Raw genomic sequence first — 24,947 nt, 5'->3', positions numbered from 1 at the left:
CGATCTTTTGATCTTGATCTTTCGCCTCCTTCGACATTGTCAAAAATCAAAATCAAAAGATCGCAGCCTTCGGCAGCTCCTACAGGGAAACACTCTCCCATCAGTACCAGGTCGGCCGGTAGGCACCTGTGGGAGCGAGCCTGCTCGCGAAGACGGCCTGACAGCCGACCAATTCCTTGGAACTGTACTCGGCACCTGTGGGAGCGAGCCTGCTCGCGAAGACGGCCTGACAGCCGACCAATTCCTTGGAACTGTACTCGGCACCTGTGGGAGCGGGCTTGCCCGCGAAGGCGGCCTGAAAGCCAACCAATTCCTTGGAGCTGTACTCGGCACCTGTGGGAGCGGGCTTGCCCGCGAAGGCGGCCTGAAAGCCAACCAATTCCTTGGCGCTGTACTCGGCACCTGTGGGAGCGAGCCTGCCCGCGAAGGCGGCCTGACAGCCAACCAATTTCTTGGAACTGTACTCGGCACCTGTGGGAGCGGGCTTGCCCGCGAAGGCGGCCTGACAGCCGACCAATTTCTTGGGGCTGTACTCGGCACCTGTGGGAGCGGGCTTGCTCGCGAAGGCGGCCTGACAGCCAACGAAAATCCTCTGCCTCACACCATCAAAATGGCCAGAAATTATGGATGTCAGGCAAGGCTGTAGGACCAGGAGTGAGGCTACACCACCTTGCGTCGTTGCCTACAACTACGCCAGAATCCGCCGGCTTGTGGGCCTTGGACCCTGACTCTATCGTTGTCGGGTCGCTGCAAATTCAGCGACCGGGTTTCGCAGCCCAGGTTAATCAAGGCGCTCAGCGCCACCGTTTCCATACAGTTGGCGCTTTTGTTCGCCCACTGTTTTGCGTTATGGCGGCTGTGCGCGGGAGACTTTCGGGTCTGCCGGGTTCCTTGATTCCCGGTCTGCGAACCTGCGTATGGCCGCCACCTTCTTCGTTTCGCAGCGAATTGTGGCGGCTCCATCAATCAAGGAGCTTCGTCATGGTCAAACCCACACCCAATCCCCCCGAATCAGAAGCCGATACCAACCAACGTGCATCCGGCCTCCACCTAAAACCCGCCATCCTCAAAAACAACGCCCCCCACAACCCCAGCACGATGTTCACCATCGCACCGAACATCGACACCGAAAGCCTGTTGACCCATGCCTGTGAATCGCTGGCGTCGGCGAGCGTCATGGCCAGTGATTTCGCAACATTCCTGGATGGTCCGCAACGCAGCATGTTGTTGGGGATCCAGCAGGTGATCATGCTGGCGGACCTGGCGGTCAACCGCGCACTGGATAACGTTGCCCCACTGGACTAAACACAGAACCATTGTGGCGAGGGAGCTTGCTCCCGCTGGGGCGCGAAGCGGCCCCAAACCGGCAGACACCCTATCGCGGGATATACCGCATCAGCCGATTTACGACTGCTGCGCAGTCGACGGGAGCAAGCTCCCTCGCCACATGGATTGTGTATGTCTGATTGCCCAGATGCATGGCTATCACCCATGCTTCAGGCGCTTTCCAGCATCTCGATCAACCGCTCAGGCCACACCGTTTCTCGGGTCTCTCGCAGTTCGGCTACGGACCACCACTTATGGTCCGCCATTACCCGGACTTCGTGAGCTGTCCATCCCTCACGGGACAGGCGTTCACTCTCGGTATGAACCACAAAATACCGTTCAACCGACAACACCGTTTCGCCACTTGGCAGCATCATCGCAAAACTGCGCTCTGCAACGCTGGGTCCCACGGCTGCGACATTCAGCCCGGTTTCTTCAAACAGCTCACGAATCGCCGCAGCCTCAAAGGATTCACCCGGCTCAAGCCCGCCACCGGGTGTCGCCCAGTGGCTTTGGCCGTCGAGGGCATCGCCTTTGTGCCGGAAGTGAAACAGCAGAACCTGTTGCGAGGGATTGATCACCAGCAGCCTGGCGGAATGACGTTGGCGCATTTTTTTCTTTCCATAGAGTGACGCGAACCGCAGCTTTCACTGCGGCTCGCGACGGTAAAGCTCATGTCGGTGTTATTACACCGGAAGGGTTAAGCCACTACCCGGTAACACGGCACATACGCCGCGCCGCCCGGCAGTTTCATGCGGTGCTGGGCGACGAAGGCTTTGAGCAGCAGGTCCAGCGGTTGCATGATCGCCGCGTCGCCACGGATCTGGTAGGGCCCGTGCTCTTCGATCAGGCGGATGCCCTTGTCCTTGACGTTGCCGGCGACGATGCCGGAGAACGCGCGGCGCAGGTTGGCCGCCAGTTCGTGGGAGGGCAGGTCGAGGCTCAGTTTCAGGTTGGCCATGTTTTCGTGGGTCGGGTCGAACGGGCGCTGGAAGCCTTCGTCGATTTTCAACAGCCAGTTGAAGTGGAATGCGTCGTTGCGCTCGCGGCGGAACTGCTTGACCGCCTTGAGGCCCTGGGTCATCTGGCGCGCCACTTCGGCCGGGTCATCGATGATGATCTGGTAGTGCTGCTTGGCGGCGTCGCCCAGGGTGGCGCCGACGAACGCGTCCAGTTGCTCCAGGTACGGAGCGGCATGTTTCGGCCCGGTGAGGACGACCGGGAAGGGCAGGCCTGCGTTGTCCGGGTGCATCAGGATGCCCAGCAGGTACAGGAATTCCTCGGCCGTACCGGCGCCGCCCGGGAAGATGATGATGCCGTGACCGACGCGGACGAAGGCTTCCAGGCGTTTTTCGATGTCCGGCAGGATCACCAGTTCGTTGACGATCGGGTTCGGCGCTTCGGCGGCGATGATGCCGGGTTCGGTCAGGCCCAGGTAGCGGCCGCCGTGGATGCGTTGCTTGGCGTGGGCGATGGTCGCGCCTTTCATCGGGCCTTTCATCACGCCGGGGCCGCAACCGGTGCAGATGTCCAGGCTGCGCAGGCCCAGTTCGTGGCCGACTTTTTTGGTGTATTTGTATTCTTCGGTGTTGATCGAGTGCCCGCCCCAGCACACCACGATCTTCGGCTCGACGCCGGGGCGCAGGGTGCGGGCGTTGCGCAGCAGGTGGAAGACGTAGTCGCTGATGCCCTGGGAGTTGCTCAGGTCGATGCGCTGGCTGTCGAGTTCGTTTTCGGTGTAGACGATGTCACGCAAGGCGCTGAACAGCATTTCCCGGGTGCTGGCGATCATTTCGCCGTCGACGAAGGCGTCGGCCGGGGCGTTCAGCAGTTCCAGGCGCACGCCGCGGTCCTGCTGGTGAATGCGGATCTCGAAATCCTTGTAGGCTTCCAGAATGGTCTTGGCGTTGTCGACATGGGCGCCGGTGTTGAGGATGGCCAGGGCGCACTGGCGGAAGAGGGTGTAGGTACTGCCGGAACCGGCCTCGCTCAATTGCTGGACTTCCCGTTGCGAGAGCGTTTCCAGGCTGCCTTTTGGACTGACGGAGGCGTTGATAACTTGGCGTTGGGTCATTCAATGATCCTTAAAACGATGTCATTCACACAGCAACTACGAATGGCATCCGAATAATGTGTATTCATGAAAGAAGATGGCACGAACTGCGCGGTCTCGCCATGTCCCCCGCTTGACGATGAAAAGATGAAAAGGAGCCCCAGCATAGCTAAATCCCTCGCAGAGGCGATAATGGCACGCTGTCTTTTTGCCTCAGCCCCCTTTTTACCCTTTCAGCTCAGGAAACCCGACGCAATGTTCGAAATCCAGCCGATGAACGCTGACACCTACCGGCAACAGACGCGGCGCAGCACGGTCATCATTGCCCTGATCTTCCTGGCGCTGGCGATGCTGCTGTCCACGGCGGCGGTGGCGCTGTTCGGCACGCCGGCGGGCGACAATCTGCGCTTCAACGTCGGTGGCGTGTTCGTTGCCGTGCTGGCGATGGTGGTGCTGATGCGCAAGGTGTTCTGGCATCAGGCGTGGATGGCGCCTGCGGTCTACAGTTGGCAGCTCAAGCGCAGCCTGATGAGCATCACCAATGTCATGCATCATGTAACGGCGGCCGTGGAGCGGGGTGATCCGGTTGCGATGAAGCTGTTGCGTTTCTACCATTTGGGCTTGAACCAGATGCATCAACTCGATGGCAACTCCAGTGACCACGGCCAGTTGATCCGCGAAATGGACCAGCACAGGGAACGGATGCAAGCCCAGGGCATCGAAATCGAACAGATACGGCTGGATCCGGCGTGGCTGGAGGCGGTAAAGCAGGCGTCGCGCTAACATCATGACGAGCCCGGCTCGGGCATAGTGAGCAAAAACGGCGATCAGGAAGGTTCGTCCGTCATCGACACAGGGAGCACCATGGGACATCCATTGATCAACGATCAAATTGAAATGCGTCGACCCGCCGTGCCCCGGCTCAAGGTCCGCTCGGCGGTGACCTTGCTGGTGGCGGTGTGCCTGTCGATGGTGGCTATCGTGATCTGGGAAGCCTGGAGCTCACGCCAGTACCACCTGCATGACAAGGAAGTGGTGATGTCCAACCTGGCGCAGACCCTGGCTTCGCAAGCGCAGGCAACGATCAAGCAGGCCGATACGCTGCTCTTCACGTTGGTCGATCGCCTGGAACACGACGGCGTGGATCAATCCCGGTTGCCGCCATTGCTCAACGCCCAGCGCAGTGAGTTGAGCCAGCTCCATGGCTTGTTCATTTTCGACGAAAACGGCCAGTGGCTCGCCAATTCCAATGGCGCCGGCCAAACCGGCGTCAACAATTCCGACCGCGAATACTTCATCTTCCATCGCGACAACCCCAGCCGAGGGCCGCACATCGGGCCGTCGATCAAGAGCCGTTCGAGCGGCGAGTGGATCATGACGGTTTCACGTCGGCTCAATCATCCCGACGGCAGTTTTGCTGGCGTGGCACTGGCGACGATCTACCTCAGTCATTTCCTGCAGCTCTACGACAGCATCGACATGGGCAGCAACGGCGTGATCACCCTGATCGCCGACAACGCCAGCATTATCATTCGCCGACCCTTCAAGGAGGCGGATATCGGCAGCAGTCTCGCCAAGAGCCCGTTGTTCACCCAGTTGTTGCCCAAGGGAGATGCGGGCACGGCCACGATCACGTCGGTCATCGATGGTGTCGAGCGGGTAACGGGCTATCGCCGGGTCGAGGGTTATCCGCTGATCGTTTTTGTCGCGCTGAACAAGGATGAAGTGCTGGCCAGTTGGCGCAAGGAAACGCTGCTCAGCGCCGGCATCGTCACGCTGTTGCTCAGTGTTCTCGGGGTACTGGGGTTCCGGCTGATCAAGCTGATGAAGCAGCAGAACCTGGTGCAGGTCGAGTTGCTGGACACCCAGGACAAGCTCCTGGAGGTCAATCGCAACCTCGAGGGCCTGGCCCTGAAAGACGCGCTGACGGGGCTGGCCAACCGGCGTCAGTTCGACGCGTTCATCGATGCCGAAATGGGCCGTGCCCGGCGCAGCCAGACCGAGCTGGCGCTGCTGATGATCGATGTCGATCATTTCAAACCGTTCAATGACCGCTACGGTCACCTGGCCGGTGATGAGTGTTTACGCAAGGTCGGTGCGATCATCACCGACAACATCAAGCGCCCCGGTGACCTGGCCGCCCGTTATGGTGGCGAGGAGTTTGCGGTGGTGCTGCCCGGCACCGACTACGTGGGGGCATTCCTGGTGGCGGAGAAAATCCGTCGCGCGGTGCTGCAGGCCGCTATTGCCCACAGCGACAGCCCGGAAGGCGCCGTCACCGTCAGCATTGGCGTGTGTGCCAGCAATGGTACTTCCCAAGTTCGCTCCGAAGACCTGATCGGTGCGGCGGACAAGGCGCTGTACGTGGCCAAGGCCAGTGGGCGCAACATGAGTGTGATTGCCAACTGAGGCTCAGGCGTCAGGCAAACCGGTCCGTTCCCTGTGTAGGAGCTGCCGCAGGCTGCGATCTTTTGATCCTGGCCTCAGGTTGCCCGCCGCAATCGCCACTGCCTGATCAATCGAAGATAAACCAACACATTGATTACCAACACCAGGCTGCCCAAACCCAGTTGAATGGTCGGCGTCAGGCCCGCCGGGTAAATCACCGGCCAAATGTAATGCTCGATGAACCCACCGCCATAGCCGGTTTGCCCGGCCCCCTGGCGCATGCGGTTTTCCCAGTCGGTCAGCGGGCAGGGCAGGTGGAAGAACTCCACCGCCATCCCCCACAGCGCAGCGGGCGGATGCCACCAGATCAGGTGGCGCCATTTGAGTATCAGCAGCCCGCCGAACACGACAAACACAATGAACGACAGGTGAAACAGCATCAGCCCGTCGGCGGCGATTCGGTACAGCATGTCGGTGCCCCTGAAGGCTGAACGAATCGCTCCATGGTACTCGGGCCGGTGGCGGGCGCTCTATCGATTGTCGCGATCCAATGTCCTGAGCACGCCTTGCAAACGCTCGGTCATCGATTCGCTGCTGCGTTGCATCGGTGCGCGCAGTTCGTCACCGATCAAGCCTTGCAGGGCCAGCGCGGTTTTCACCGGGGCCGGGTTGGGCTCCAGGAACAGGCTGTTGATCAGCGGCAGCAAACGGAAAAACGTGGCGCGGCCTTCAGCCAATTGGTTGTCGCGAATCTGCCGGTGCAACTGCACGAACAGTTCCGGATGGACATGCGCCGACGCGGCAATCGCGCCTTTGGCGCCCAGGCACAGGGCATTGAAGATCTGGTTGTCTTCGCCGCACAGCACATCGACATGGCCGCTATCGAGCAAGGCGAGGGTGTTGGAAAAGTTACCGCCGCAATCCTTGATCGCGACGATCCGCTCGTGGGCGACGATGTTGAGCAGGGTCGCCTGTTCGAAGGCCACACCGGTACGGTAGGGGATGTCGTAGAGAATCAGTGGCACGCTGGAGGCATCGGCGACCGTGCGGAAAAACCCTTCGAGGCCGGCCTGGGACGGGCGGATGTAATACGGCGCCGGCACCAGCAGGCCCGCCACCGGGCGCTTGAGGATCTCGCTCTGGAACTGCAACAACTCGGTCAGGTTGTTGCCGGCCAGGCCCATGAGCACCCGTTGCGCCGGCACCAGTTCCAGCACCGCATCAAGCACGGCCAGTTGTTCATGTTTGCCCATCGCCGCCGGCTCGCCGGTGGTGCCGCAAACGATGAGGCCGTCGACACCTTTTTCCAGCAGATGGCTGACCAGCCGGCGCAAGCCGACGAAATCGATGGCGCCGTTGTGGAAGGGGGTGACCAGTGGAACCCAGATACCCTGAAACGCTGACATGCTTTTTTCTCCTGATGGTTGACCGATTTCGTCACCGTCAGGGGCATGAAAGGAGAGTAAGCAAGGGGCGTGTGGTCCGTCGCGCTCAATGTCCTGTCAGCTCATCTGACGGGACAGCGCGCCCCGGTCACATGAGCGACTGTTTCTTCGATTTGAGGGCGTGCGCAACGCAACCTTGCGCCTTGGCAATCAAGCCAATGACGGAAAAGTTGAAGTTGAAGGTTGCGGACATACTTGCTTACACCCTGAGTGAGGCGCCCAGTTTTAAAAGCCGGCGCGCCTTTTGTCAATCACGAAAATCAGCGAACTCGGCGCGCATCCGGCCATTGTGCTTGGCCTTGTAGAGCAGATGATCGACCTGCTCGACGAACTCCAGGGCCGTGGCATGCATCGATGCCAGGGTGGTGCCGACGCCGAGGCTGATACTCAGCAGTTTCGACACGTTCGAGAATTCATGGGGGATCTGCTGCTGGCGAATCAGGTGCAGGCATTTGTGCGCCACCAGCCGTGCGGATTCGGCATCGGTTTCCGGCAGCAGCCAGACGAACTCTTCACCGCCGATCCGGGCGATGAAATCCCGTGGCCGGTTCGCCGCCAGGGACAAGGTTTGCGCGACGCGGCGCAGGCATTCGTCGCCCTTGATGTGACCGTAGTGGTCGTTGTACTGCTTGAAGTAGTCGATATCCAGCACCATCACCGACAACGGCAAGCCGGTACGCTGGGCCGAGTTCCACTCGCGTTCCAGCACGGTATCAAACATGCGGCGGTTGGCGATGCCGGTCAGGCCGTCCTGGAAGGAATACTCTTCGAGCTGCTTTTGCAGGCGGATCAGGTGTTCTTCGGTTTTCTTGCGCTCGCTGATATCGAACATGAACCCCACCAGCGCCTCGACTTCGCCGTCCTTGCGCACCACGTGCACCACATCGCGGATCCACACGTACTCGCCGCTGTCGGTCAGTGCGCGATAGTCGGCCTCGTGATCGATGCCGGCTCGCGATTGCGAGACACAGAAGTCCATCACGTAGTCGCGGTCATCCGGGTGCATGCGCTCGACCCAGTCATTGACCGAGGCCCAGCTGTGCTGCTTCCAGCCCAGCAGTTCTTCGATCTGTGGTCCGATGTAGCTGAAGGTCATGGTTTTCCAGTCGATGCGCCAGGGAATGGCTTTGGTCGACTCAAGCAGGGTTTTGTAAACGTCGCTGTCGGTTTCGGCTGAAATCATGAAGGGCCTGCCTCGATGAAAAATGCAGGGCCATCATGTTGCTACCACCGAGGCGAATCAAGCGGGCAGCCGATGAATGGCACGCAGGCGTCTGAGTGAGCAAGATTGTTCAAGCCATTGGCCGCCACAGCTGGCAAAGTCTCAGGTCTTTCCCTGTCTGTAGACTGTCATGCCCAACTCACTCATGCCGCGCAGCGCCTTTCTGCGCGGGGCTGCGGCGATCATGCCGCTGTCCCTGGCCACCGCGCCCTGGGGCTTGCTGGCCGGTTCCATGGCCATCGAAGCCAACCTCACGCCCCTGCAAGGCCAGGGCCTGTCGAGCATTGTGTTTGCCGGTGCGGCGCAACTGGTGGCCATCGGCATGCTCAAGGGCGGTGCCGGGATCTTTTCGATCCTGCTCACCACGCTGTTGCTGACCTCCCAGCATTTGCTTTACGGGATGAGCATGCGTTCGGTGATTTCGCCATTGCCGGGGCGCTGGCGTGCAGGCCTGGGTTTCTTGCTCACCGATGAGCTGTTCGCCCTGACCAGCCAGCACGACAAGCAGCAATTCAACCGCTGGTACGCCCTGGGTGTGGGCCTGACGTTCTACATCGCCTGGAACCTGTTCACCCTGGCGGGCATTGTGCTCGGCAGCAGCATTCCGGGCCTTGAACACCTGGGCCTGGATTTCTCCATCGCGGCCACCTTCATTGCCCTGATCACCCCGGTGGTCCGCAATGTGCCGACCGTGGTGTGCGTGGCGGTGTCGCTGTTTTGCTCGGTGCTGTTCAGCTACTGGCAATTGGGTTCAGCGCTGGTGCTGTCGGGGCTGGCGGGGATGACTGCCGGGTTTGTCTGCAATAAATTCTACGGTGGACGCACATGATGGTCTGGGCTGTGATTATCGGAATGGGCGTGTTGGTGTTCCTCAACCGCTACGTTTTTCTCGAACCGCGCCTGCCGGTGCGCCTGAGCAGCAATGCCCGGCAATTCCTCGGGTTTGCCGTACCGGGCATGTTGACGGCTATCTGTGGGCCGATTGTGTTCATGCCGGAAAAACAGCTGAACCTGCATTGGGACAACCCCTATCTGATCAGTTCGCTGGTGGCGGTGGGGCTGGTGCTTTACACGCGCAATACGTTGCTCAGCATGCTGTTGAGCATGGGCTTTTTCTTTTTGCTGCGCTGGTGGCTCTGAGCGGGGCAGGGGAACTGATCTAAGCTTAAAGGGGATGACCGATCCCTTCAGGAAGAGAGGTGAACATGGCCAATGAACCCAAGCGTCCGGACCCGGAAGAAGACGTGGACGAACCCACGGAAGAAGAGATTGAGCAGCAGAAGCGTTCGGTACCGGACTGGAAGCATCCTGACGACGGTACGGAACTGTCAGAGCCTGACCGCAAGTTCTGATCACCCCAAACGACAAAACCCCGCTTTTTCGAGCGGGGCTTTGTTGTGATCACCCTTGTTCCAGGATCTCTGGAAAGTCGGGGTGGGCTGCACGATATCCCAATGTCCTGTCGATCCATGCGTTCAGCTCGTTGACCATGACCGGCGGTTTGCCCGGATAGTTTTCAAGGGTTGAACTCAGGATTTCATGGATGTCGGGAACAGATCGAAGGTTGCGGGTTTGTATGTATTGCTTGATGAAGCAGGCGAGTGGGTAGTGCTCCGTCTTTGTAAGATGAACGCACGCCAGACCCGCGACTTGATCGTTTTTATAGTCGTCGCGCAATTTAGATCTCTGCAAGGCTTGTTGTTGAGATTTCCCTGATCATTGACTCTTTGGTCAACTAATGGCGTTGCTGGAAATTCGGCGCGAATGCTAGCCGTAGTCCTCGGGATTGTATCTATCTCGACGATGGAGTCTGACAGGCGGTACAAACGTTCCAATTGCTGTTGTCAATTGAACGAAACAGCCTGTGTAATTTTTAGCGCTCATGTTTGTATGAGCGGTTTTTATTCATGACCGCCTTGCTGTCGTTATTGATAAGTTCAGGGCACTTGTTCAATTAACGCAGCGCCCTGGTTCCTGACATTGCCGACGGCCTTGTCCACCTTGTACCACTCGAATACGTCACTGACCTCGCCCTGGGAAAACGCCATTTCCTCGGCGCGTTCCTTGGGCGTGGCCGGGTCCAGCCATTCCCGCGCCAGCTCGGGCGAGAACACCACCGGCCGCCGGTCATGCACATCAAGCAGGCCGCCTGCGCTGTCTGCCGTGAGGATCACGAAACCGTCGTGCTCCCTGTGCGGGGCTCCGCCGATAGGGTACTGGCCGATGGCCGCACAGAAAGCCGGCGCCCGGTCCCGTCGCCGGATCAACCAGGGTTGTTTGTTGCCGTCACCGGCGTCCACCCATTCAAACCAGTTATCGATCGGGCAGATCGCGCGATGCGGCCAGATGGCCCGGAAGTACGGGCCGTGGGCGACTTTCTCGACCCGGGCATTGATCGGCTCCGCGCGATCCGTTGCCCAGTGCGGCCGCCAACCCCAGCGCACGGCGTCGGCGTGCAGCCGCTCGTTCTCCAGGTGCAGCAGGGCAAGTTGCGTGGTGGGCGCGGCGTTATAGTGCGCCAGGGGTTCGTTGCCGACGTGGTTGACCAGCGCGTCGGGGATGCTCAGCACCGCCACGAAGTCGTGAATCCCGCGGTATTGCGACAGTCGTCCGCACATGGCCTGACACTCTGGTTGAGCGTTTTTTCAGTTTAGTAGGTGGCGACGAAACAGGCTTGGCAAGCGTCGGAACCAAACCCTGTGTACCTTATCCAACCTCGGCCCGGCGTCTCGGGCAAAGGATTCCCGCCAACTTGTATTTCAATCCTGATGGTCTGGCCCAAGGCAAAAGATGAAACAGTGGTTCAAGTGTTTAACGGTGTGCGCCCTGGCAGTTGGCTTGCTGGGTTGTATCGCCGCACCCATTGCAATGACGCCGCAGACCGAACAGCGTTTGCAGGCGCAACCGCCCATCCGTTTTCTGCTGACGTTCGATGACGGTCCCAGTGCATCGAGCTGGTGGAATCCGACCGTCACGGTGCTTGAGAGCCTGGCGCAAAACCCGCTGCAGCCGGGGATCAAAGCCGTGTTTTTCGTGCAGACCCGCGCGCCGCGCGCCGGTGGCAGTGACTTGGGCCGTGACATCATGCGGCGCGAACACGCCGAAGGTCACATTCTGGGCTTCCACACGGCAACGCCCTGGCACACCAATCATCGCTCGCTGGAGCCGCAAGAGCTGGAGCAGGCCCTGACCGATGGCAGCGCCGACATCGCGGCGATCACCGGCGCCCCCCCAACCCTGTTGCGCCCGCCATTCTGGAACTACGACAAGCGCACCTTCGCCGCTTATCAGCAGCATGGCCTGCACGTGCTGCTCACGGACTTGAGCGCCAATGACGGCAAGATCTGGGGCTTCAACGCCAGCCCCCGGCGCCGGTCGCACATGCTGCGCTCGATGTCTGAAGTGCGCGAACGCATGGCTCGTGGCGAATTGCCGGTGGTCGACGGGGTGATTCCGGTCGTGGTGACGTTTCACGACCTCAATCGCTATACCGCCCGGCATACCCGTGAATACCTGCAGATTCTGCTCGACAGCGCCCGGGAGACCGGGGTGAAAACCGCGGACAAGCCGTTTTACGACGACCAGGCTGCGCTACAGCGGGCGGCCATGGCGCGAACCGTGCGCGATGGCTCTCAGCCCGTCGAGTTGCCGGGGTTCTGGAACTGGATCTGGGGCCGGAACGCCCGTTAAAACGAGCAGGAATGAGTGCTGGTTAACAGTAATTGCGAATGATTTCTTGTGCAGATTCGCAAAGTGTATCTATTCTGAAACGGATCCAATCCGATCAACTGCCGCCGAGGCATCGGTCATGGTTCCTATTTCAGTTCTTTGCAACATTGTAGAGTCCGGTTTTGAGCCACTGTCGTGCGAGTGCACGGAGAATCTCGGGCTGCTGCGCATCGAAGTCTACGACCCCGTCACCGGGCGGGTGGAGCTGCTGATCAGCGGTGTCTCGACAGCCGAACTGACCAGCGTGCGCGCCATCTCTGATTTTATCGGCGAGTTGCGTACCGAGATGAAGGCCGGGCGCCGGGCGTTTGCGGGCTGATACTTCGCTGATCGAATGCATGCACCGTCCTGTGGCGAGGGAGCTTGCCTGTGGCGAGGGGGCTTGCCCCCGTTGGGGTGCGAAGCGCCCCCAAAATGGTCCCTACGTTCATCTCCGAGAAACCGGATAACGGCTTTTAGGGCCGCTACGCGCCCCAACGGGGGCAAGCCCCCTCGCCACAAATGATCATCGTCTTACGCTGCTGCCGGCAACAGCTCATCAATCATCCGCAAACAATGGTTCAACCCCGGCGAAACATCCCCCACCCGTCGGCTGAGGATGATCGGCGAGGTCGCGTTGTCTTCCAGCAAGGGTGTGAAACCGATGTCGTCGCGGTGCAGCAGTTGCACCGAGGCCGGCACCAGCGTGACCCCGATTCCCGCTCCCACCAGACCGATCGCCGTTTGCAGTTCGTTGGTCCACTGCGCGACGTGGATGCTCACCCCGTAGGACTCAAACAGCGCGATCACATGGTCGGCGTAACTCGGCCGTGGATTGCCGGGGTACAGCACAAAAGGTTCCCTGGCCAGTTCCCGCAGGCTGATGGGGCCGGCGAGCAACGGATGGCCGGCGGGCAGGGCGGCGACCAGGCGGTCTTCGGTGAGCACGGTCTGGACGATGGCCGGGTCGTCGATGCGGATCCGGCCAAAACCGATGTCGATGCGCCCGGCCTTCAATGCCTGCACCTGTTGCAGGGTGGTCATTTCCGACAGGCCCAATTCCAGCTCCAGCGGTTCGCCACTGCGTAACCGGCGGATCAGTTCCGGCAGCACGCCATACAGTGTCGAGGGCGCAAAGCCGATACCCAGCCAGGTCTTTTCGCCCAGGCCGATACGCCGCGTGTTGTCGCAGACCTTGTTCAGTTGTTCCAGCAGGGCGGTGGAGTGCTCATGGAAAAACCGCCCGGCGTCGGTCAGCTTCAGCGGGCGGCCGCGCTCCAGCAACATCACCCCCAGTTCGTCCTCCAGTTGCTGGATCTGCCGGCTCAACGGCGGTTGGGCGATGTGCAGGCGCTCGGCGGCGCGGGTGAAGTTGAGGGTTTGAGCCAGCACCTGAAAGTAACGCAGGTGACGCAGTTCCATGGGGCCTCCGGATTTTCAATTGAATACCTTTAAGGTATCAAGCCAGACCAATTCTATATTGGCCGCCCGGAAAAAGCCGTATGAGAATCCGACTCAGAACTTCAAGAACCTGACGGGTATCGAAATGCTTGCAACTGCCATTGAGTCGATCGAGACGATCATCGTCGATCTGCCGACTATCCGCCCGCACAAGCTGGCCATGCACACCATGCAGAACCAGACCCTGGTGATCATCCGCGTGCGTTGCGCCGACGGCATCGAAGGCATCGGCGAATCCACCACCATCGGTGGCCTGGCCTACGGCAATGAAAGCCCGGACAGCATCAAGACCAACATCGACACGCACTTCGCACCCTTGTTGATCGGCCAGGACAGCGGCAACGTCAACGCCGCCATGTTGCGCCTGGAGCGCAGCATCCGTGGCAACACCTTCGCCAAATCCGGTATCGAAACCGCGCTGCTCGACGCCCAGGGCAAACGCCTTGGCCTGCCAGTCAGTGAACTGCTCGGTGGCCGCGTGCGTGATGCGCTCCCCGTCGCCTGGACCCTGGCCAGCGGTGACACGGAAAAAGACATCGCCGAAGCGGAAAAAATGCTCGACCTGCGCCGCCACCGCATCTTCAAGCTGAAGATCGGTGCCGGCGAGGTCAACCGCGACCTGGCCCACGTCATCGCCATCAAGAAAGCCCTGGGTGACCGCGCCAGCGTGCGTGTCGACGTCAATCAGGCGTGGGACGAAGCCGTCGCGCTACGTGCCTGCCGAATCCTCGGCAGCAACGGCATCGACCTGATCGAACAGCCGATCTCGCGCAACAACCGCGCCGGCATGGCCCGCCTGAATGCCATGAGCCCGGCGCCGATCATGGCCGACGAATCCATCGAATGCGTGGAAGATGCATTCAACCTGGCCCGCGAAGGCGCGGCCTCGGTGTTCGCCCTGAAGATCGCCAAGAACGGCGGCCCGCGCGCCGTGTTGCGCACCGCCTGCATCGCTGAAGCAGCCGGCATCGCCCTGTACGGTGGCACCATGCTCGAAGGCGGCCTGGGCACGATGGCGTCGGCCCATGCCTTCGTTACCCTGAACAAACTGGCGTGGGACACCGAACTGTTCGGCCCGCTACTGCTGACCGAAGACATTCTCAGCGAGCCGTTGGTGTATCGCGATTTTGAACTGCACGTGCCGAAAACACCGGGCCTGGGCCTGAGCCTGGATGAAGAGCGCCTGGCGTTCTTCCGTCGCGACAAGACCACTCATCAAGCCTGAGGAGAGCATTATGCTGTTTCACGTAAAAATGACCGTGAACCTGCCGGTCGACATGAATCCGGAGGCGGCGGCCAGACTCAAGGCTGACGAAAAAGCCCTGGCCCAGCGCCTGCAAGAGCAGGGCAAGTGGCGTCACCTGTGGCGCATCGCCGGGCACTACGCCAACTACAGCGTGTTCGATGTCGACAGCGTTCAGGAACTGCATGACCTGCTGATGCAATTGCCATTGTTTCCCTACATGGCCATCGAAATCGACGCGATGTGCCGGCATCCTTCTTCCATCCGTGACGATGACCGCTGAGCCTCGCCTGTTCAGCTCGCTACGCCCATAATTACAAGATGAGGAACCCTGAAAAATGAACGTCAAGATTTCCCACACTGCCGAAGTCCAGAAATTTCTCGAAGAAGCCAGCGGCCTGCTCAACGACGCCGGCAATCCACGGACCAAGGCGCTGGTCTACCGCATCCTGCGTGATTCGGTGAACATCATCGAAGACCTGGCCGTGACCCCGGAAGAGTTCTGGAAAGCCGTCAACTACCTCAACGTGCTGGGCGCGCGCCAGGAAGCCGGGTTGCTGGTGGCCGGTATTGGCCTGGAGCATTACCTCGACCTGTTGATGGACGCCGAAGACGAGCAGGCCGGCAAGACGGGCGGTACCCCGCGCACCATCGAAGGCCCGTTGTACGTGGCCGGTGCGCCGCTGTCCGAGGGCGAGGCGCGTCTGGATGACGGCGTCGATCCGGGCGTGACCCTGTTCATGCAAGGCCGCGTGTTCAATACCGCCGGCGAACCCTTGGCCGGGGCCGTGGTGGATGTCTGGCACGCCAACACCGGCGGCACCTACTCGTACTTCGATGCCTCGCAGTCGGAATTCAACCTGCGTCGCCGCATCGTGACCGATGCCGAAGGCCGCTACCGTTTCCGCAGCATCGTGCCGTCGGGCTATGGCTGCCCGCCGGACGGTCCGACCCAGCAACTGCTCGATCAACTGGGCCGTCATGGCCAGCGTCCGGCGCACGTGCACTTCTTCATTTCCGCACCGGATCATCGCCACCTGACCACCCAGATCAACCTCGACGGCGATCAATACCTGCACGACGATTTCGCCTACGCCACCCGCGACGAACTGATCGCCAAGATCACCTTCAGCGACGATCAGCAGCGCGCGGCGGCCCATGGCGTGAGCGGTCGCTTTGCCGAAATCGATTTCGACTTCACCCTGCAGTCGTCCGCCCAGCCTGAAGAACAGCAGCGCCACGAACGGGTCCGCGCACTGGAAGACTGATAATCCGCGCCCCCCCTGTAGGAGCGAGCCTGCTCGCGATGGACGTCAACGATGACGCTGGGTGCCTGATGCCCCGCGGCGTCCTCGAGTCCATCGCGAGCAGGCTCGCTCCTACAAGTGTTTCGGTTCTAGAATGAACTGAAGCAACTCATAACAACAACGAGAGTGACCTGATGATGCAAGCGCAACTGTTGAGTCAGCGCAGCCGGGTGTTCGACCATGCCGACCCTTACGCCGTGTCGGGCTACGTCAATCAGCACGTCGGTAACCACTGCATTCTCATGCCCCGTGCCGGCAGCCCGCTGGCCAGCCTTGATCATCGCAAGTTCGCCAGCCTCGACCTGTGCCGCATCAGCTACGGTGCCAGTGTGCGCGTGACGTCCGGTGCGCTGGACAGCATTTATCATCTGCAAGTGCTGCTGCGCGGCAACTGCCTGTGGCGTGGACACGGCCAGGAGCATTACTTCGCCCCCGGCGAATTGCTGCTGATCAACCCCGACGATCCGGTGGACCTGACGTACTCTGCCGATTGCGAAAAATTCATCCTCAAGGTCCCGACCCGCTTGTTTGAATCAGTCTGCGATGAGCAGCGCTGGCGCTATCCGGAGCAGGGCGTGCGGTTTCTGGAAAACCGTTATCAGCTCAATGAACTGGAAGGTTTCGTCAACCTGTTGGCGATGATCTGCCAGGAGGCCGAATCCACCGAGCAGATCCCCAGGGTGCAGGAGCATTACACGCAGATCATCGTCAGCAAGATGCTCAGCCTGATGAAGACCAACGTCAGCCGCCTCGACCTGGGCTCGCAGACGGCCACGTTCGAGGCGATTGCCGAATACATCGCCCATAACCTCAAGCAGGACATCGACAGCGAAGCACTGGCGCGCCAAGCCCACATGAGCCTGCGTTCGCTGTATGGACTGTTCGAACGCAATGCCGGTGACACACCGAAAAACTACATCCGCCGCAAGCGCCTCGAGTCCATCAAAGCCTGCCTCAGCGACCCGACCTGCAACGTGCGCAACATCACCGAAGTGGCCATGGACTACGGCTTCCTGCACCTGGGACGCTTCTCCGACAGCTACCGCAAGCAGTTCGGCGAATTGCCGTCCGATACCCTCAAACGCCGCTACTGAAATCACGCACACCCCCTGTAGGAGCTGCCGAAGGCTGCGATCTTTTGACTTTGATTTTTAAAAAGCAAAATCAAAAGATCGCAGCCTTCGGCAGCTCCTACATTGCACAAAACGGATAAAGGTCTGCACCCCGCGGATACTCCCGCCTGATCCACCGTCCTAGCATGACCCCTGCCTGAACAATAACAATGGAGGCGGCGGCCATGACCCTGCGACCCGAATATTTGCATTCCCTGCTTGAAGACGATCCCGAGCAGGGCCTCTATCGCTGCAAGCGCGAGATGTTCACCGACCCGCGTCTGTTCGATCTGGAGATGGAACACATCTTCGAAGGCAACTGGCTGTACCTGGCCCACGAAAGCCAGATCCCCAACATCAACGACTTCTACACCACGACCATGGGGCGCCAGTCGATCTTCATCGCGCGCAACAAGGACGGTGTGCTCAACGCCTTCATCAACGCCTGCAGCCACCGTGGCGCGACCCTGTGCCGGCACAAGTCCGGCAACAAGAGCTCCTACACCTGTCCGTTCCACGGCTGGACCTTCAACAACTCCGGCAAGCTGCTCAAGGTCAAGGACCCGGCCAACGCCGGCTATCCCGCGAGCTTCAACTGCGAAGGCTCCCACGACCTGACCCGCGTCGCGCGGTTCGAGTCCTATCGCGGCTTCCTGTTCGGCAGTCTCAAGGCCGATGTCCTGCCACTGGTCGAGCACCTGGGCGAGTCGGCGAAGATCATCGACATGATCGTCGACCAGTCCGCCGATGGCCTGGAAGTGCTGCGCGGTTCCTCCAGCTACATCTACGAAGGCAACTGGAAACTCACCGCCGAAAACGGCGCCGACGGCTACCACGTCAGCTCCGTGCACTGGAACTACGCAGCCACCCAGAACCAGCGCAAGCAGCGTGAAGCCGGTGACGCCAACCCGACCATGAGCGCCGGCAGCTGGGCCAAGCAGGGCGGTGGTTTCTATTCCTTCGACAAGGGCCACATGCTGCTCTGGACTCGCTGGGCCAACCCCGAGGACCGTCCGCTGTACGAACGCCGCGATGAGCTGGCGCAGGACTTCGGCAAGGCTCGCGCCGACTGGATGATCGAGAACTCGCGCAACCTGTGCCTGTACCCCAATGTGTACCTGATGGACCAGTTCAGCTCGCAGATCCGCATCGCCCGGCCGATCTCGGTCAACCGCACGGAGATCACCATCTACTGCATCGCCCCGAAAGGCGAGAGCGACCACGCCCGTTCCAGCCGGATTCGCCAGTACGAGGATTTCTTCAACGTCAGCGGCATGGCCACGCCGGACGATCTGGAGGAATTCCGTTCCTGCCAGACCAGCTACCAGGGCAGCGTCACCACCTGGAACGACATGTCGCGTGGCGCCGAGCACTGGATCGAAGGTGCAGACGAAGCCGCCAAGGAGATCGACCTGCACCCGCTGCTCAGTGGTGTGCGCACCGAGGACGAAGGCCTGTTCGTGCTGCAACACAAGTACTGGCAGCAGACCATGCTCAAGGCCCTCGCCGCCGAGCAGTCGAAACTGATCGCCGTGGAGGACGTGCAATGACGATTTCCCATGACACCGTGCGCGACTTTCTCTACCGCGAAGCGCGTTACCTGGACGACCGCCAGTGGGATGAGTGGCTGGAGCTGTACGCCCCGGACGCGACTTTCTGGATGCCGTCCTGGGACGACAACGACGAGTTGACCGAAGATCCGCAGCGGGAGATCTCGCTGATCTGGTACGGCAACCGCACCGGCCTGGAAGACCGCGTCTTCCGCATCAAGACCGAGCGCTCCAGCGCCAGCGTGCCGGACACCCGCACGTCCCACAATATCAGCAACATCGAGCTGCTCGAGCAAGCCGACGGACTGTGCAAGGTGCGCTTCAACTGGCACACCCTGAGCTTTCGCTACAAGACCGTCGACAGCTATTTCGGCAGCAGTTTCTACACCCTCGACGTACGCGGTGAAAACCCGTTGATCAAGGCCAAGAAAGTGATCCTGAAGAACGACTACGTTCGTCAGGTCATCGATGTTTACCACTTGTGAGGCTGGCGTCATGACCCATTCCATTGCGTTCAATTTCGAAGACGGCGTCACCCGTTTCATCGACGCCAACGTGGGCGAGACCGTGGCCGATGCCGCTTACCGCCAGGGCATCAACATCCCGCTGGACTGCCGCGACGGCGCCTGCGGCACGTGCAAGTGTTTTGCCGAAGCCGGCCAGTACGATTTGGGCGAGGAGTACATCGAAGACGCCCTCAGCCCTGAAGAGGCCGCGCAGGGTTTTGTCCTGACCTGCCAGATGCGCGCCCAGAGCGATTGCGTGGTGCGCGTACCGACGTCCTCCGAGGTCTGCCGCACCCGTCAGGCCAGCTACGACGCGACCATCAGCGCCGTGCGCCAGCTGTCCGACAGCACCATCGCCCTGTCGATCAAGGGCGAAGCCCTGAGCAAACTGGCGTTCCTGCCGGGGCAGTATGTGAACCTGGGAATTCCCGGCAGCGAACAGACCCGCGCCTACTCGTTCAGCTCGTTGCAGCGCGATGGCGAAGTCAGCTTCCTGATCCGCAACGTGCCCGGCGGCTTGATGAGCAGTTTCCTCACCGGCATGGCCAAGGCCGGCGATTGCATGAGCCTGGCAGGTCCCCTGGGCAGTTTCTACTTGCGTGACATCCGTCGGCCGCTGTTGCTGCTGGCCGGTGGCACCGGGCTGGCGCCGTTCACCGCGATGCTGGAGAAGATCGCCGAGCAGGGCAGCGATCATCCGCTGCATCTGATCTACGGCGTGACCCACGATTTCGACCTGGTGGAAATCGACCGCCTCGAAGCCTTTGCCGCGCGCATCCCCAACTTCACCTTCAGCGCCTGCGTCGCCAGCCCCGAGAGCCGACATCCGCTCAAGGGCTACGTGACCCAGCACATCGAGCCAAAGCATTTGAACGAGGGCGACGTCGACGTCTACCTGTGCGGCCCACCGCCAATGGTCGAGGCCGTCAGCCAGTTCATTCGCGAGCAAGGCATCGCGCCAGCGAACTTCTACTACGAAAAATTCGCCGCCAGCGCGGCCTGAGCCGCGCACAAATACCCTGCCTGGCAAAGATCCAATGTGGGAGCGAGCCTGCTCGCGAAAGCGGTCTGGCAGTCCCCACGGTGTCGACTGGAAGGACATCTTCGCGAGCAGGCTCGCTCCCACAGTTGAACTGCAACCTTCTTCATGAGGTACACATGAACCGATTTCACGAAAAAGTCGCGCTGATCACCGGCGCTGCCCAGGGCATCGGGCAGCGGGTGGCCGAGCGCATGGCCGCCGAAGGGGCGAAGCTGATCCTGGTGGATCGTTCCGAGCTGGTGTTCGACGTGCAGCAACAACTGGCCGCGACCACTCAGGTGTTGGCCCTGACCGCCGACCTTGAGCAATACGACGAATGCAGCCGGGTGATGCAAACCGCCGTCGAGCGTTTCGGCCGCCTCGATGTGCTGGTCAACAACGTCGGCGGCACCATCTGGGCCAAACCGTTTGAGCACTACGAGGCATCGCAGATCGAGGCCGAGGTCCGTCGTTCGCTGTTCCCGACCCTGTGGTGTTGTCATGCCGCACTGCCGTTCATGCTGGAGCAGGGCAGCGGGGCGATCGTCAACGTCTCTTCCATCGCCACCCGCAGCCTCAACCGCGTGCCCTACGGTGCGGCAAAGGGTGGGGTCAATGCCTTGACCGCTTGTCTGGCGTTCGAAACCGCTGGTCGTGGTGTGCGAGTCAACGCCACGGCGCCTGGCGGCACCGAAGCACCGCCGCGACGCATACCCCGCAATGGTGCCGAGCAGAGCGAGCAGGAAAAACGCTGGTACCAGCAAATCGTCGACCAGACCCTCGACAGCAGTCTGATGAAACGCTACGGCACCCTGGATGAGCAGGCGGGGGCTATTCTGTTTCTGGCCAGCGACGAAGCGTCCTATATCACTGGCATGGTCATGCCCGTGGGCGGCGGCGATCAGGGCTGACGCGAGCGACGAACAATCCCATCGGCAAACGGAGTCATGGTGATGAGTGACAAACCCACGATCGTGCTGGTCCATGGTTTCTGGGGCGGTGCCGCCCACTGGAACAAGGTCATCGTCAAACTGCTCAGCCGGGGTGACACGCACATTCGTGCCGTCGAGTTACCGCTGACGTCCCTGGCCGAGGATGCCGAGCGTACGCGCAAGATGGTCGCCCAGGTGCCCGGTCCCGTGCTGCTGGTGGGGCATTCCTATGGCGGCGCGGTCATCACTGAAGCGGGTGATTTGCCGAATGTGGTCGGGCTGGTGTACATCGCCGCGTTCGCCCCGGACGCCGGTGAAAGCCCCGGCGGCATCACGCAACGGCACCTGCCTGCGGCAGCGGCCAACCTGATGCCCGATAGCGACGGTTACCTGTGGGTCAAGCCCGAGCTCTACCACGAGAGCTTCTGTCAGGACCTGCCGGCGACCGAAGGGTTGGTCATGGGCCTTACCCAGAAAGCGCCGCTGGCGAGCACCTTCGGCGACACCGTTGGCACGGTGGCCTGGAAGAACAAGCCATCGTGGTATCAGATCTCGACCGCCGACCGGATGATCGCGCCACAGAACCAGCAATGGATGGCCGCGCGGCTCAACCCCCGGGAGATTCTGACCCTGAACGCCAGTCATGCGTCATTGGCGTCGATGCCCGCTGAAGTGGCGGCCTTGATCGACAGGGCCGCGACGGCGTTGGCCAAAGACTAGAGTCTACAAGCGCCGCACAAAGGCGCTGACGATACTGCGCATGGCATCGCTGATGTTCAGGTTGTGTAGCGCATCCAGCGGGTGCCAGATGCAATCGGTGATTTCGTTCTGCGGCCGCAATTGCTCAAGGTTCAGCACCGACACCTCGAAGACGTGGTGTCGGGTGCCGTCCGTTTCCAGCTCCAGCACGTATATCAACTGGTCGACCCGCAGGCCGGTTTCTTCCCACAGCTCGCGCACGGCAGCATCGGCTGCGCTTTCACCCCGTTCGAGCTTGCCGCCGGGCAGCGTCCAGCGACCTCCTTGCTTGCGTACCAGCAGTACATGCCGGTCCTGCTCGCAGATGATGGTTGCGCGTACTTTCATGGGTTACCCGGTGCCGTTGTCATGAAACAGGCATGGAGCTGCAGCGTTCGGGCCTTCGCCGCGATTGCGCTGCCATCGGAGTAGTTTGAGCTGCCGATGAGACGAAAAGTGCAACCGAAAGGGGGAATTTCCATGGCGACGTCTGGTCGGTATTTTGGAGAAGGGTGGGTGTAAGGTAAACAAGTCAACCTGATAGCACTGCCCAGGAGGAGGTGACCATGAGCGTTTCGATGCTGAACAAGATGCACATGAACGGCTATGACGTACTCAGCGTGAACAACGGCCCCTGGCGGGTATGCACCCAGGGTGACCGGCTTGGCTCGTTCAACAGTCGAGAGGAGGCATTGGCGTTTGCCGCGTCACTGCCCGGCTACAGGGCGCGTGCGGGCAAGCCTGCAGGCAGCCATCAAACAAAATGACGTCAATCTCCTGTAGGAGCGAGCTTGCTCGCGAAAAACGTCCGGACAACGCGTTCATTCAGACAGGGCGCGTCATCGTTGACGTCCATCGCGAGCAAGCTCGCTCCTGCAGTATTAATAATTAATAGCCACCTCCACCGCTGGGCCGGGAGGGCTCCCGGGCCTTTAGCTGCGCGTGGCTCCATTCCGCGCAGGTCATGAAGCTCTTGTGGTCGACCATGCCGCGGCCATCGAAACTGACGTTGTACGCCTGCTGATGGCCTTCGTGAGTCAGTTTGTAGTCAAAGCAGGTACCGGGTTCAACGGTACGATCCGTGACCGCCAGGGGCTGGCCGCCGATTTGCCGGACTTGTTCCCGGGTCATGCCGGTGTCGACTTTCGCCACCAGCGGCTGGTCCTGATAGATCGAGTTGGTGCTGCAGCCTGGCAACGCGGTCAGTACGGCGACCAGCGTGAATAGAGGCCTGTTCATGGCAGCGCTCCCGCTATTGAGCCTTGTTGCGGCTAATGACCTTGGCTTTCACTTCCTCGGCATAGCCGGACAGTTTTTCTTCATCACCCTGAAACAAGGCACACAGTCTTTGCACCGCTTGCGCGTCGACTTCGCTGCCGAGCAGGCGCAACTGCTGCTCTATGCGCAGAAGCTCCACCGCCGACCAGCGCAAATCTGACGCAAGCCCCTGAAGATCACGCCGAAGTTGCTGTTCCGATTCGTTAAGCCACATGATGACCTCCTGAACACTGCACTCCGCAATTTTAGACCCGTTTACCGGACCGGATGTTGTGCTCGTCTGAATCAACAGGGTTTCCTTTGGTCGGGAAAAGCGAACGGGAAAAGGCGCCGGCTGCTCTAGTGCCGGTTGTTCACCCAGCAGGACGACGTCAAATGACAGCCTGCAAGGAACTAACTGGGCGAAGTGATATCAATGACTCGCCGAATCGTCGGGATGGATGTACGGTCGATGGCAAGCTACATTTTCTCTTTTCGAATTTAAGGAAGCAGCATGCGGATGTTGATGGGGGGAGTCGCGCTGGCATTGCTGGGCGGGTGTTCGTTGCCGGCGTCGCTGGTACCGGGCGAGCCGAATGTCAGCAAGCACAGCGAGAAGACGCCAAAAGAGTATGCGGCGTGCGTTTTGCCTGCCTGGCAGAAGGAAGTATCGAATACGACCCAGGTTTCGATTTCCAACGGCTACCGGATCACCGCACCGAGTGTGATAACGGCCGATGAAGTGCTGGATATCGTGAAATACAAGGATGGCAGCCGGATTTCGCTGTATCAGGGGCCGCCTTGGGCCAAGTCCGGCGACCTGCGCAAAATCGTGCGCGACTGCCTGTAAGTGCGAGAGGGTGAAAATCGGTCACCGACCGCTTTTCGCCTGAACCGAGAAAAACCGGATGCCTGGCGTGCATCCGGTTTTTTTATGGTTCATCACGTAATTCCGGGATATTTCGTAATCTGTGCCGTCAGTCTGAAAGGTTGGTCGCAGGAATGATCTGCTCACTGGCCTGGGCGCTGCTTTTCCTTTCCCGACGCTCGTTCATCCAGCTCTCCACTTTGACGCCGAATTCTGCCGGGGCCTTGCGCCCGAATTTCCTGGCGATGTCGAGGATGGTTTGTTGGGCGAGGGCCTCTTCCATGCGCTTTTGCGCAACCATCATCGCCCCATGGACCGCACACGGACCGTCCAATGCCCAGGCCGGCGGGGTGCCGTCAAACACGGCGCAACGGCCACGGATCTCCCGACAGTCGAAGATCGACTTGCGGCCGTCGATGGCGTTGACGATATCCAGCAGGGTGATTTCGTCGGCGGGCCGGGCCAGCTTGAAGCCTCCGCGCATGCCTTCGGTGGCGACCACCAGTTTGCCTTTGGCCAGCTTGGTGAAGATTTTCGCCAGATAGTCCAGGGGAACGCCTTGCAGTTCGGCAAGGTCGCGCACGCTCGCTTCGCGCGAGTCGCCGCCGTTGCCGACGAGAAAAAGCAGGCAGTGGATGCCGTACTCGACACCCGCGCTGTAAAGAGACATACAGATCTCCGACTTGATTAGTCGCCAATTCTAGCAGCCGAGCCTAAGCCAGGCAACGAATCGTCGCGTCCTGAATTTTTTTTGTCTGCTCGAAAAGTCCTTGTCATGCACGTTCTTGAGGCTTTTCTACGGAAGTATCG

General features: G+C 60.5%; 32 protein-coding genes. 19 read left to right on the top strand and 13 right to left on the bottom strand.

Features of this window, described 5'->3' with window-relative positions; all coding sequences use genetic code 11:
- Nucleotides 1–100: 100 nt before the first annotated feature.
- The gene (locus KW838_RS26560; RefSeq protein ID WP_218504045.1) at nucleotides 101–601 is read right to left on the bottom strand and encodes a hypothetical protein; all 501 of its coding nucleotides are present in this window, start codon (nucleotides 599–601) and stop codon (nucleotides 101–103) included.
- Between the two features lie 380 nt (nucleotides 602–981).
- On the opposite strand from KW838_RS26560, the gene KW838_RS26555 reads away from it, so the two are divergent.
- Nucleotides 982–1,305, top strand: a complete 324-nt coding sequence (locus KW838_RS26555) for a DUF6124 family protein (protein WP_218504044.1) — start codon at nucleotides 982–984, stop codon at nucleotides 1,303–1,305.
- Between the two features lie 191 nt (nucleotides 1,306–1,496).
- Here KW838_RS26555 and KW838_RS26550 read toward each other — a convergent pair whose 3' ends face one another.
- Together KW838_RS26550 and ppnN are read right to left on the bottom strand one after the other, a co-directional pair.
- On the bottom strand, nucleotides 1,497–1,937 hold the full coding sequence (locus KW838_RS26550) for an NUDIX hydrolase (RefSeq protein WP_218504043.1): 441 nt from the start codon (nucleotides 1,935–1,937) through the stop codon (nucleotides 1,497–1,499).
- A gap of 89 nt (nucleotides 1,938–2,026) precedes the next feature.
- Nucleotides 2,027–3,400 (bottom strand): nucleotide 5'-monophosphate nucleosidase PpnN, encoded by a 1,374-nt coding sequence (ppnN, locus tag KW838_RS26545; protein ID WP_102701602.1) that lies wholly within the window; start codon nucleotides 3,398–3,400, stop codon nucleotides 2,027–2,029.
- 234 nt (nucleotides 3,401–3,634) lie between these two features.
- Between ppnN and KW838_RS26540 the strand changes: the two genes are divergently transcribed.
- Both KW838_RS26540 and KW838_RS26535 read left to right on the top strand, forming a co-directional pair.
- Nucleotides 3,635–4,162, top strand: a complete 528-nt coding sequence (locus tag KW838_RS26540; protein ID WP_218504042.1) for a DUF3087 family protein — start codon at nucleotides 3,635–3,637, stop codon at nucleotides 4,160–4,162.
- 81 nt (nucleotides 4,163–4,243) lie between these two features.
- On the top strand, nucleotides 4,244–5,788 hold the full coding sequence (locus KW838_RS26535; RefSeq protein WP_218504041.1) for a sensor domain-containing diguanylate cyclase: 1,545 nt from the start codon (nucleotides 4,244–4,246) through the stop codon (nucleotides 5,786–5,788).
- A gap of 74 nt (nucleotides 5,789–5,862) precedes the next feature.
- Here the strand turns inward: KW838_RS26535 and KW838_RS26530 are convergent, their stop codons facing one another.
- From KW838_RS26530 to KW838_RS26520, 3 genes are all read right to left on the bottom strand, one after another.
- On the bottom strand, nucleotides 5,863–6,237 hold the full coding sequence (locus KW838_RS26530) for a DUF2784 domain-containing protein (RefSeq protein ID WP_218504040.1): 375 nt from the start codon (nucleotides 6,235–6,237) through the stop codon (nucleotides 5,863–5,865).
- A 60-nt stretch (nucleotides 6,238–6,297) separates the two neighbouring features.
- Nucleotides 6,298–7,173 (bottom strand): 4-hydroxy-tetrahydrodipicolinate synthase, encoded by an 876-nt coding sequence (gene dapA, locus KW838_RS26525; RefSeq protein ID WP_218504039.1) that lies wholly within the window; start codon nucleotides 7,171–7,173, stop codon nucleotides 6,298–6,300.
- 286 nt (nucleotides 7,174–7,459) lie between these two features.
- Nucleotides 7,460–8,395 (bottom strand): sensor domain-containing diguanylate cyclase, encoded by a 936-nt coding sequence (locus KW838_RS26520; RefSeq protein WP_102701597.1) that lies wholly within the window; start codon nucleotides 8,393–8,395, stop codon nucleotides 7,460–7,462.
- A 169-nt stretch (nucleotides 8,396–8,564) separates the two neighbouring features.
- On the opposite strand from KW838_RS26520, the gene KW838_RS26515 reads away from it, so the two are divergent.
- The 3 genes from KW838_RS26515 to KW838_RS26505 all read left to right on the top strand — a co-directional run bounded on the left by KW838_RS26515 (nucleotide 8,565) and on the right by KW838_RS26505 (nucleotide 9,786).
- Nucleotides 8,565–9,263: an AzlC family ABC transporter permease gene (locus tag KW838_RS26515; protein WP_218504038.1), complete on the top strand. Its 699-nt coding sequence runs from the start codon at nucleotides 8,565–8,567 to the stop codon at nucleotides 9,261–9,263.
- Nucleotides 9,263–9,574, top strand: a complete 312-nt coding sequence (locus KW838_RS26510) for an AzlD domain-containing protein (protein ID WP_165824817.1) — start codon at nucleotides 9,263–9,265, stop codon at nucleotides 9,572–9,574. The genes KW838_RS26515 and KW838_RS26510 overlap by 1 nt, the downstream gene beginning before the upstream one ends.
- Before the next feature lie 65 nt (nucleotides 9,575–9,639).
- Nucleotides 9,640–9,786 carry a hypothetical protein gene (locus KW838_RS26505; protein WP_007978995.1) on the top strand — a complete coding sequence of 49 codons (147 nt, stop codon included), beginning with the start codon at nucleotides 9,640–9,642 and terminating at the stop codon, nucleotides 9,784–9,786.
- 49 nt (nucleotides 9,787–9,835) lie between these two features.
- On the opposite strand, the gene KW838_RS26500 is transcribed toward KW838_RS26505, so the two are convergent.
- Together KW838_RS26500 and KW838_RS26495 are read right to left on the bottom strand one after the other, a co-directional pair.
- Complete coding sequence (locus KW838_RS26500) at nucleotides 9,836–10,111, bottom strand: hypothetical protein (RefSeq protein WP_102701607.1); 276 nt, start codon at nucleotides 10,109–10,111, stop codon at nucleotides 9,836–9,838.
- A 260-nt stretch (nucleotides 10,112–10,371) separates the two neighbouring features.
- Nucleotides 10,372–11,052 carry an SOS response-associated peptidase family protein gene (locus KW838_RS26495; RefSeq protein WP_218504037.1) on the bottom strand — a complete coding sequence of 227 codons (681 nt, stop codon included), beginning with the start codon at nucleotides 11,050–11,052 and terminating at the stop codon, nucleotides 10,372–10,374.
- 172 nt (nucleotides 11,053–11,224) lie between these two features.
- Between KW838_RS26495 and KW838_RS26490 the strand changes: the two genes are divergently transcribed.
- Nucleotides 11,225–12,124 (top strand): polysaccharide deacetylase family protein, encoded by a 900-nt coding sequence (locus KW838_RS26490; RefSeq protein WP_218504036.1) that lies wholly within the window; start codon nucleotides 11,225–11,227, stop codon nucleotides 12,122–12,124.
- A 118-nt stretch (nucleotides 12,125–12,242) separates the two neighbouring features.
- Nucleotides 12,243–12,482 (top strand): DUF1652 domain-containing protein, encoded by a 240-nt coding sequence (locus KW838_RS26485; protein WP_102701593.1) that lies wholly within the window; start codon nucleotides 12,243–12,245, stop codon nucleotides 12,480–12,482.
- Nucleotides 12,483–12,676: 194 nt separating this feature from the next.
- Here the strand turns inward: KW838_RS26485 and KW838_RS26480 are convergent, their stop codons facing one another.
- Complete coding sequence (locus KW838_RS26480) at nucleotides 12,677–13,564, bottom strand: LysR family transcriptional regulator (protein WP_218504035.1); 888 nt, start codon at nucleotides 13,562–13,564, stop codon at nucleotides 12,677–12,679.
- 124 nt (nucleotides 13,565–13,688) lie between these two features.
- On the opposite strand from KW838_RS26480, the gene KW838_RS26475 reads away from it, so the two are divergent.
- The 9 genes from KW838_RS26475 (at nucleotide 13,689) to KW838_RS26435 (ending at nucleotide 21,994) form a co-directional block, all read left to right on the top strand.
- Nucleotides 13,689–14,828 (top strand): muconate cycloisomerase family protein, encoded by a 1,140-nt coding sequence (locus KW838_RS26475; RefSeq protein WP_165824816.1) that lies wholly within the window; start codon nucleotides 13,689–13,691, stop codon nucleotides 14,826–14,828.
- 10 nt (nucleotides 14,829–14,838) lie between these two features.
- Nucleotides 14,839–15,129 carry a muconolactone Delta-isomerase gene (gene catC, locus KW838_RS26470; protein ID WP_007978984.1) on the top strand — a complete coding sequence of 97 codons (291 nt, stop codon included), beginning with the start codon at nucleotides 14,839–14,841 and terminating at the stop codon, nucleotides 15,127–15,129.
- 55 nt (nucleotides 15,130–15,184) lie between these two features.
- Complete coding sequence (catA, locus tag KW838_RS26465; protein ID WP_126050696.1) at nucleotides 15,185–16,114, top strand: catechol 1,2-dioxygenase; 930 nt, start codon at nucleotides 15,185–15,187, stop codon at nucleotides 16,112–16,114.
- 173 nt (nucleotides 16,115–16,287) lie between these two features.
- A complete protein-coding gene (locus tag KW838_RS26460; protein WP_305730007.1) occupies nucleotides 16,288–17,247 on the top strand; it encodes an AraC family transcriptional regulator in 960 nt (319 codons plus the stop codon).
- 203 nt (nucleotides 17,248–17,450) lie between these two features.
- Nucleotides 17,451–18,815 (top strand): benzoate 1,2-dioxygenase large subunit, encoded by a 1,365-nt coding sequence (gene benA / locus KW838_RS26455; RefSeq protein WP_104448856.1) that lies wholly within the window; start codon nucleotides 17,451–17,453, stop codon nucleotides 18,813–18,815.
- Nucleotides 18,812–19,300: a benzoate 1,2-dioxygenase small subunit gene (benB, locus tag KW838_RS26450; RefSeq protein WP_095967691.1), complete on the top strand. Its 489-nt coding sequence runs from the start codon at nucleotides 18,812–18,814 to the stop codon at nucleotides 19,298–19,300. The genes benA and benB overlap by 4 nt, the downstream gene beginning before the upstream one ends.
- 10 nt (nucleotides 19,301–19,310) lie before the next feature.
- Entirely contained in the window at nucleotides 19,311–20,324 is a 1,014-nt protein-coding gene (gene benC / locus KW838_RS26445) for a benzoate 1,2-dioxygenase electron transfer component BenC (protein ID WP_218504034.1), read from the top strand.
- 155 nt (nucleotides 20,325–20,479) lie between these two features.
- The gene (locus tag KW838_RS26440; protein ID WP_218504033.1) at nucleotides 20,480–21,253 is read left to right on the top strand and encodes a 1,6-dihydroxycyclohexa-2,4-diene-1-carboxylate dehydrogenase; all 774 of its coding nucleotides are present in this window, start codon (nucleotides 20,480–20,482) and stop codon (nucleotides 21,251–21,253) included.
- A gap of 42 nt (nucleotides 21,254–21,295) precedes the next feature.
- Nucleotides 21,296–21,994 carry an alpha/beta hydrolase gene (locus KW838_RS26435; RefSeq protein ID WP_218504032.1) on the top strand — a complete coding sequence of 233 codons (699 nt, stop codon included), beginning with the start codon at nucleotides 21,296–21,298 and terminating at the stop codon, nucleotides 21,992–21,994.
- Between the two features lie 3 nt (nucleotides 21,995–21,997).
- On the opposite strand, the gene KW838_RS26430 is transcribed toward KW838_RS26435, so the two are convergent.
- The gene (locus tag KW838_RS26430; protein ID WP_218504031.1) at nucleotides 21,998–22,360 is read right to left on the bottom strand and encodes an NUDIX hydrolase; all 363 of its coding nucleotides are present in this window, start codon (nucleotides 22,358–22,360) and stop codon (nucleotides 21,998–22,000) included.
- 218 nt (nucleotides 22,361–22,578) lie between these two features.
- Here KW838_RS26430 and KW838_RS26425 point away from each other — a divergent pair, with 218 nt between their 5' ends.
- Nucleotides 22,579–22,779, top strand: a complete 201-nt coding sequence (locus KW838_RS26425) for an SPOR domain-containing protein (RefSeq protein ID WP_102701582.1) — start codon at nucleotides 22,579–22,581, stop codon at nucleotides 22,777–22,779.
- A 121-nt stretch (nucleotides 22,780–22,900) separates the two neighbouring features.
- Here the strand turns inward: KW838_RS26425 and osmE are convergent, their stop codons facing one another.
- Entirely contained in the window at nucleotides 22,901–23,251 is a 351-nt protein-coding gene (osmE, locus tag KW838_RS26420) for an osmotically-inducible lipoprotein OsmE (RefSeq protein WP_007976184.1), read from the bottom strand.
- A 13-nt stretch (nucleotides 23,252–23,264) separates the two neighbouring features.
- Nucleotides 23,265–23,504 carry a hypothetical protein gene (locus tag KW838_RS26415; protein WP_102701580.1) on the bottom strand — a complete coding sequence of 80 codons (240 nt, stop codon included), beginning with the start codon at nucleotides 23,502–23,504 and terminating at the stop codon, nucleotides 23,265–23,267.
- A gap of 279 nt (nucleotides 23,505–23,783) precedes the next feature.
- Between KW838_RS26415 and KW838_RS26410 the strand changes: the two genes are divergently transcribed.
- A complete protein-coding gene (locus tag KW838_RS26410; RefSeq protein ID WP_102701579.1) occupies nucleotides 23,784–24,119 on the top strand; it encodes a hypothetical protein in 336 nt (111 codons plus the stop codon).
- A 127-nt stretch (nucleotides 24,120–24,246) separates the two neighbouring features.
- Here KW838_RS26410 and KW838_RS26405 read toward each other — a convergent pair whose 3' ends face one another.
- The gene (locus KW838_RS26405) at nucleotides 24,247–24,807 is read right to left on the bottom strand and encodes an Rrf2 family transcriptional regulator (RefSeq protein ID WP_015095711.1); all 561 of its coding nucleotides are present in this window, start codon (nucleotides 24,805–24,807) and stop codon (nucleotides 24,247–24,249) included.
- Between the last annotated feature and the right edge of the window lie 140 nt (nucleotides 24,808–24,947).

Source organism: Pseudomonas sp. PDM27, from assembly GCF_019219205.1.
In the GTDB taxonomy this organism is placed as follows: Bacteria; Pseudomonadota; Gammaproteobacteria; order Pseudomonadales; family Pseudomonadaceae; genus Aquipseudomonas; species Aquipseudomonas laurylsulfatiphila.
This window is presented reverse-complemented; position numbering and strand designations above follow the sequence as displayed.

Excerpts from the sequence above, each read along its gene's own strand:
- KW838_RS26555 (WP_218504044.1), top strand. The coding sequence starts at position 982 with ATGGTCAAACCCACACCCAATCCCCCCGAATCAGAAGCCGATACCAAC.
- KW838_RS26550 (WP_218504043.1), bottom strand. The coding sequence starts at position 1,937 with ATGCGCCAACGTCATTCCGCCAGGCTGCTGGTGATCAATCCCTCGCAA.
- ppnN (WP_102701602.1), bottom strand. The coding sequence starts at position 3,400 with ATGACCCAACGCCAAGTTATCAACGCCTCCGTCAGTCCAAAAGGCAGC.
- KW838_RS26540 (WP_218504042.1), top strand. The coding sequence starts at position 3,635 with ATGTTCGAAATCCAGCCGATGAACGCTGACACCTACCGGCAACAGACG.
- KW838_RS26535 (WP_218504041.1), top strand. The coding sequence starts at position 4,244 with ATGGGACATCCATTGATCAACGATCAAATTGAAATGCGTCGACCCGCC.
- KW838_RS26530 (WP_218504040.1), bottom strand. The coding sequence starts at position 6,237 with ATGCTGTACCGAATCGCCGCCGACGGGCTGATGCTGTTTCACCTGTCG.
- dapA (WP_218504039.1), bottom strand. The coding sequence starts at position 7,173 with ATGTCAGCGTTTCAGGGTATCTGGGTTCCACTGGTCACCCCCTTCCAC.
- KW838_RS26520 (WP_102701597.1), bottom strand. The coding sequence starts at position 8,395 with ATGATTTCAGCCGAAACCGACAGCGACGTTTACAAAACCCTGCTTGAG.
- KW838_RS26515 (WP_218504038.1), top strand. The coding sequence starts at position 8,565 with ATGCCCAACTCACTCATGCCGCGCAGCGCCTTTCTGCGCGGGGCTGCG.
- KW838_RS26510 (WP_165824817.1), top strand. The coding sequence starts at position 9,263 with ATGGTCTGGGCTGTGATTATCGGAATGGGCGTGTTGGTGTTCCTCAAC.
- KW838_RS26505 (WP_007978995.1), top strand. The coding sequence starts at position 9,640 with ATGGCCAATGAACCCAAGCGTCCGGACCCGGAAGAAGACGTGGACGAA.
- KW838_RS26495 (WP_218504037.1), bottom strand. The coding sequence starts at position 11,052 with ATGTGCGGACGACTGTCGCAATACCGCGGGATTCACGACTTCGTGGCG.
- KW838_RS26490 (WP_218504036.1), top strand. The coding sequence starts at position 11,225 with ATGAAACAGTGGTTCAAGTGTTTAACGGTGTGCGCCCTGGCAGTTGGC.
- KW838_RS26485 (WP_102701593.1), top strand. The coding sequence starts at position 12,243 with ATGGTTCCTATTTCAGTTCTTTGCAACATTGTAGAGTCCGGTTTTGAG.
- KW838_RS26480 (WP_218504035.1), bottom strand. The coding sequence starts at position 13,564 with ATGGAACTGCGTCACCTGCGTTACTTTCAGGTGCTGGCTCAAACCCTC.
- KW838_RS26475 (WP_165824816.1), top strand. The coding sequence starts at position 13,689 with ATGCTTGCAACTGCCATTGAGTCGATCGAGACGATCATCGTCGATCTG.
- catC (WP_007978984.1), top strand. The coding sequence starts at position 14,839 with ATGCTGTTTCACGTAAAAATGACCGTGAACCTGCCGGTCGACATGAAT.
- catA (WP_126050696.1), top strand. The coding sequence starts at position 15,185 with ATGAACGTCAAGATTTCCCACACTGCCGAAGTCCAGAAATTTCTCGAA.
- KW838_RS26460 (WP_305730007.1), top strand. The coding sequence starts at position 16,288 with ATGATGCAAGCGCAACTGTTGAGTCAGCGCAGCCGGGTGTTCGACCAT.
- benA (WP_104448856.1), top strand. The coding sequence starts at position 17,451 with ATGACCCTGCGACCCGAATATTTGCATTCCCTGCTTGAAGACGATCCC.
- benB (WP_095967691.1), top strand. The coding sequence starts at position 18,812 with ATGACGATTTCCCATGACACCGTGCGCGACTTTCTCTACCGCGAAGCG.
- benC (WP_218504034.1), top strand. The coding sequence starts at position 19,311 with ATGACCCATTCCATTGCGTTCAATTTCGAAGACGGCGTCACCCGTTTC.
- KW838_RS26440 (WP_218504033.1), top strand. The coding sequence starts at position 20,480 with ATGAACCGATTTCACGAAAAAGTCGCGCTGATCACCGGCGCTGCCCAG.
- KW838_RS26435 (WP_218504032.1), top strand. The coding sequence starts at position 21,296 with ATGAGTGACAAACCCACGATCGTGCTGGTCCATGGTTTCTGGGGCGGT.
- KW838_RS26430 (WP_218504031.1), bottom strand. The coding sequence starts at position 22,360 with ATGAAAGTACGCGCAACCATCATCTGCGAGCAGGACCGGCATGTACTG.
- KW838_RS26425 (WP_102701582.1), top strand. The coding sequence starts at position 22,579 with ATGAGCGTTTCGATGCTGAACAAGATGCACATGAACGGCTATGACGTA.
- osmE (WP_007976184.1), bottom strand. The coding sequence starts at position 23,251 with ATGAACAGGCCTCTATTCACGCTGGTCGCCGTACTGACCGCGTTGCCA.
- KW838_RS26415 (WP_102701580.1), bottom strand. The coding sequence starts at position 23,504 with ATGTGGCTTAACGAATCGGAACAGCAACTTCGGCGTGATCTTCAGGGG.
- KW838_RS26410 (WP_102701579.1), top strand. The coding sequence starts at position 23,784 with ATGCGGATGTTGATGGGGGGAGTCGCGCTGGCATTGCTGGGCGGGTGT.
- KW838_RS26405 (WP_015095711.1), bottom strand. The coding sequence starts at position 24,807 with ATGTCTCTTTACAGCGCGGGTGTCGAGTACGGCATCCACTGCCTGCTT.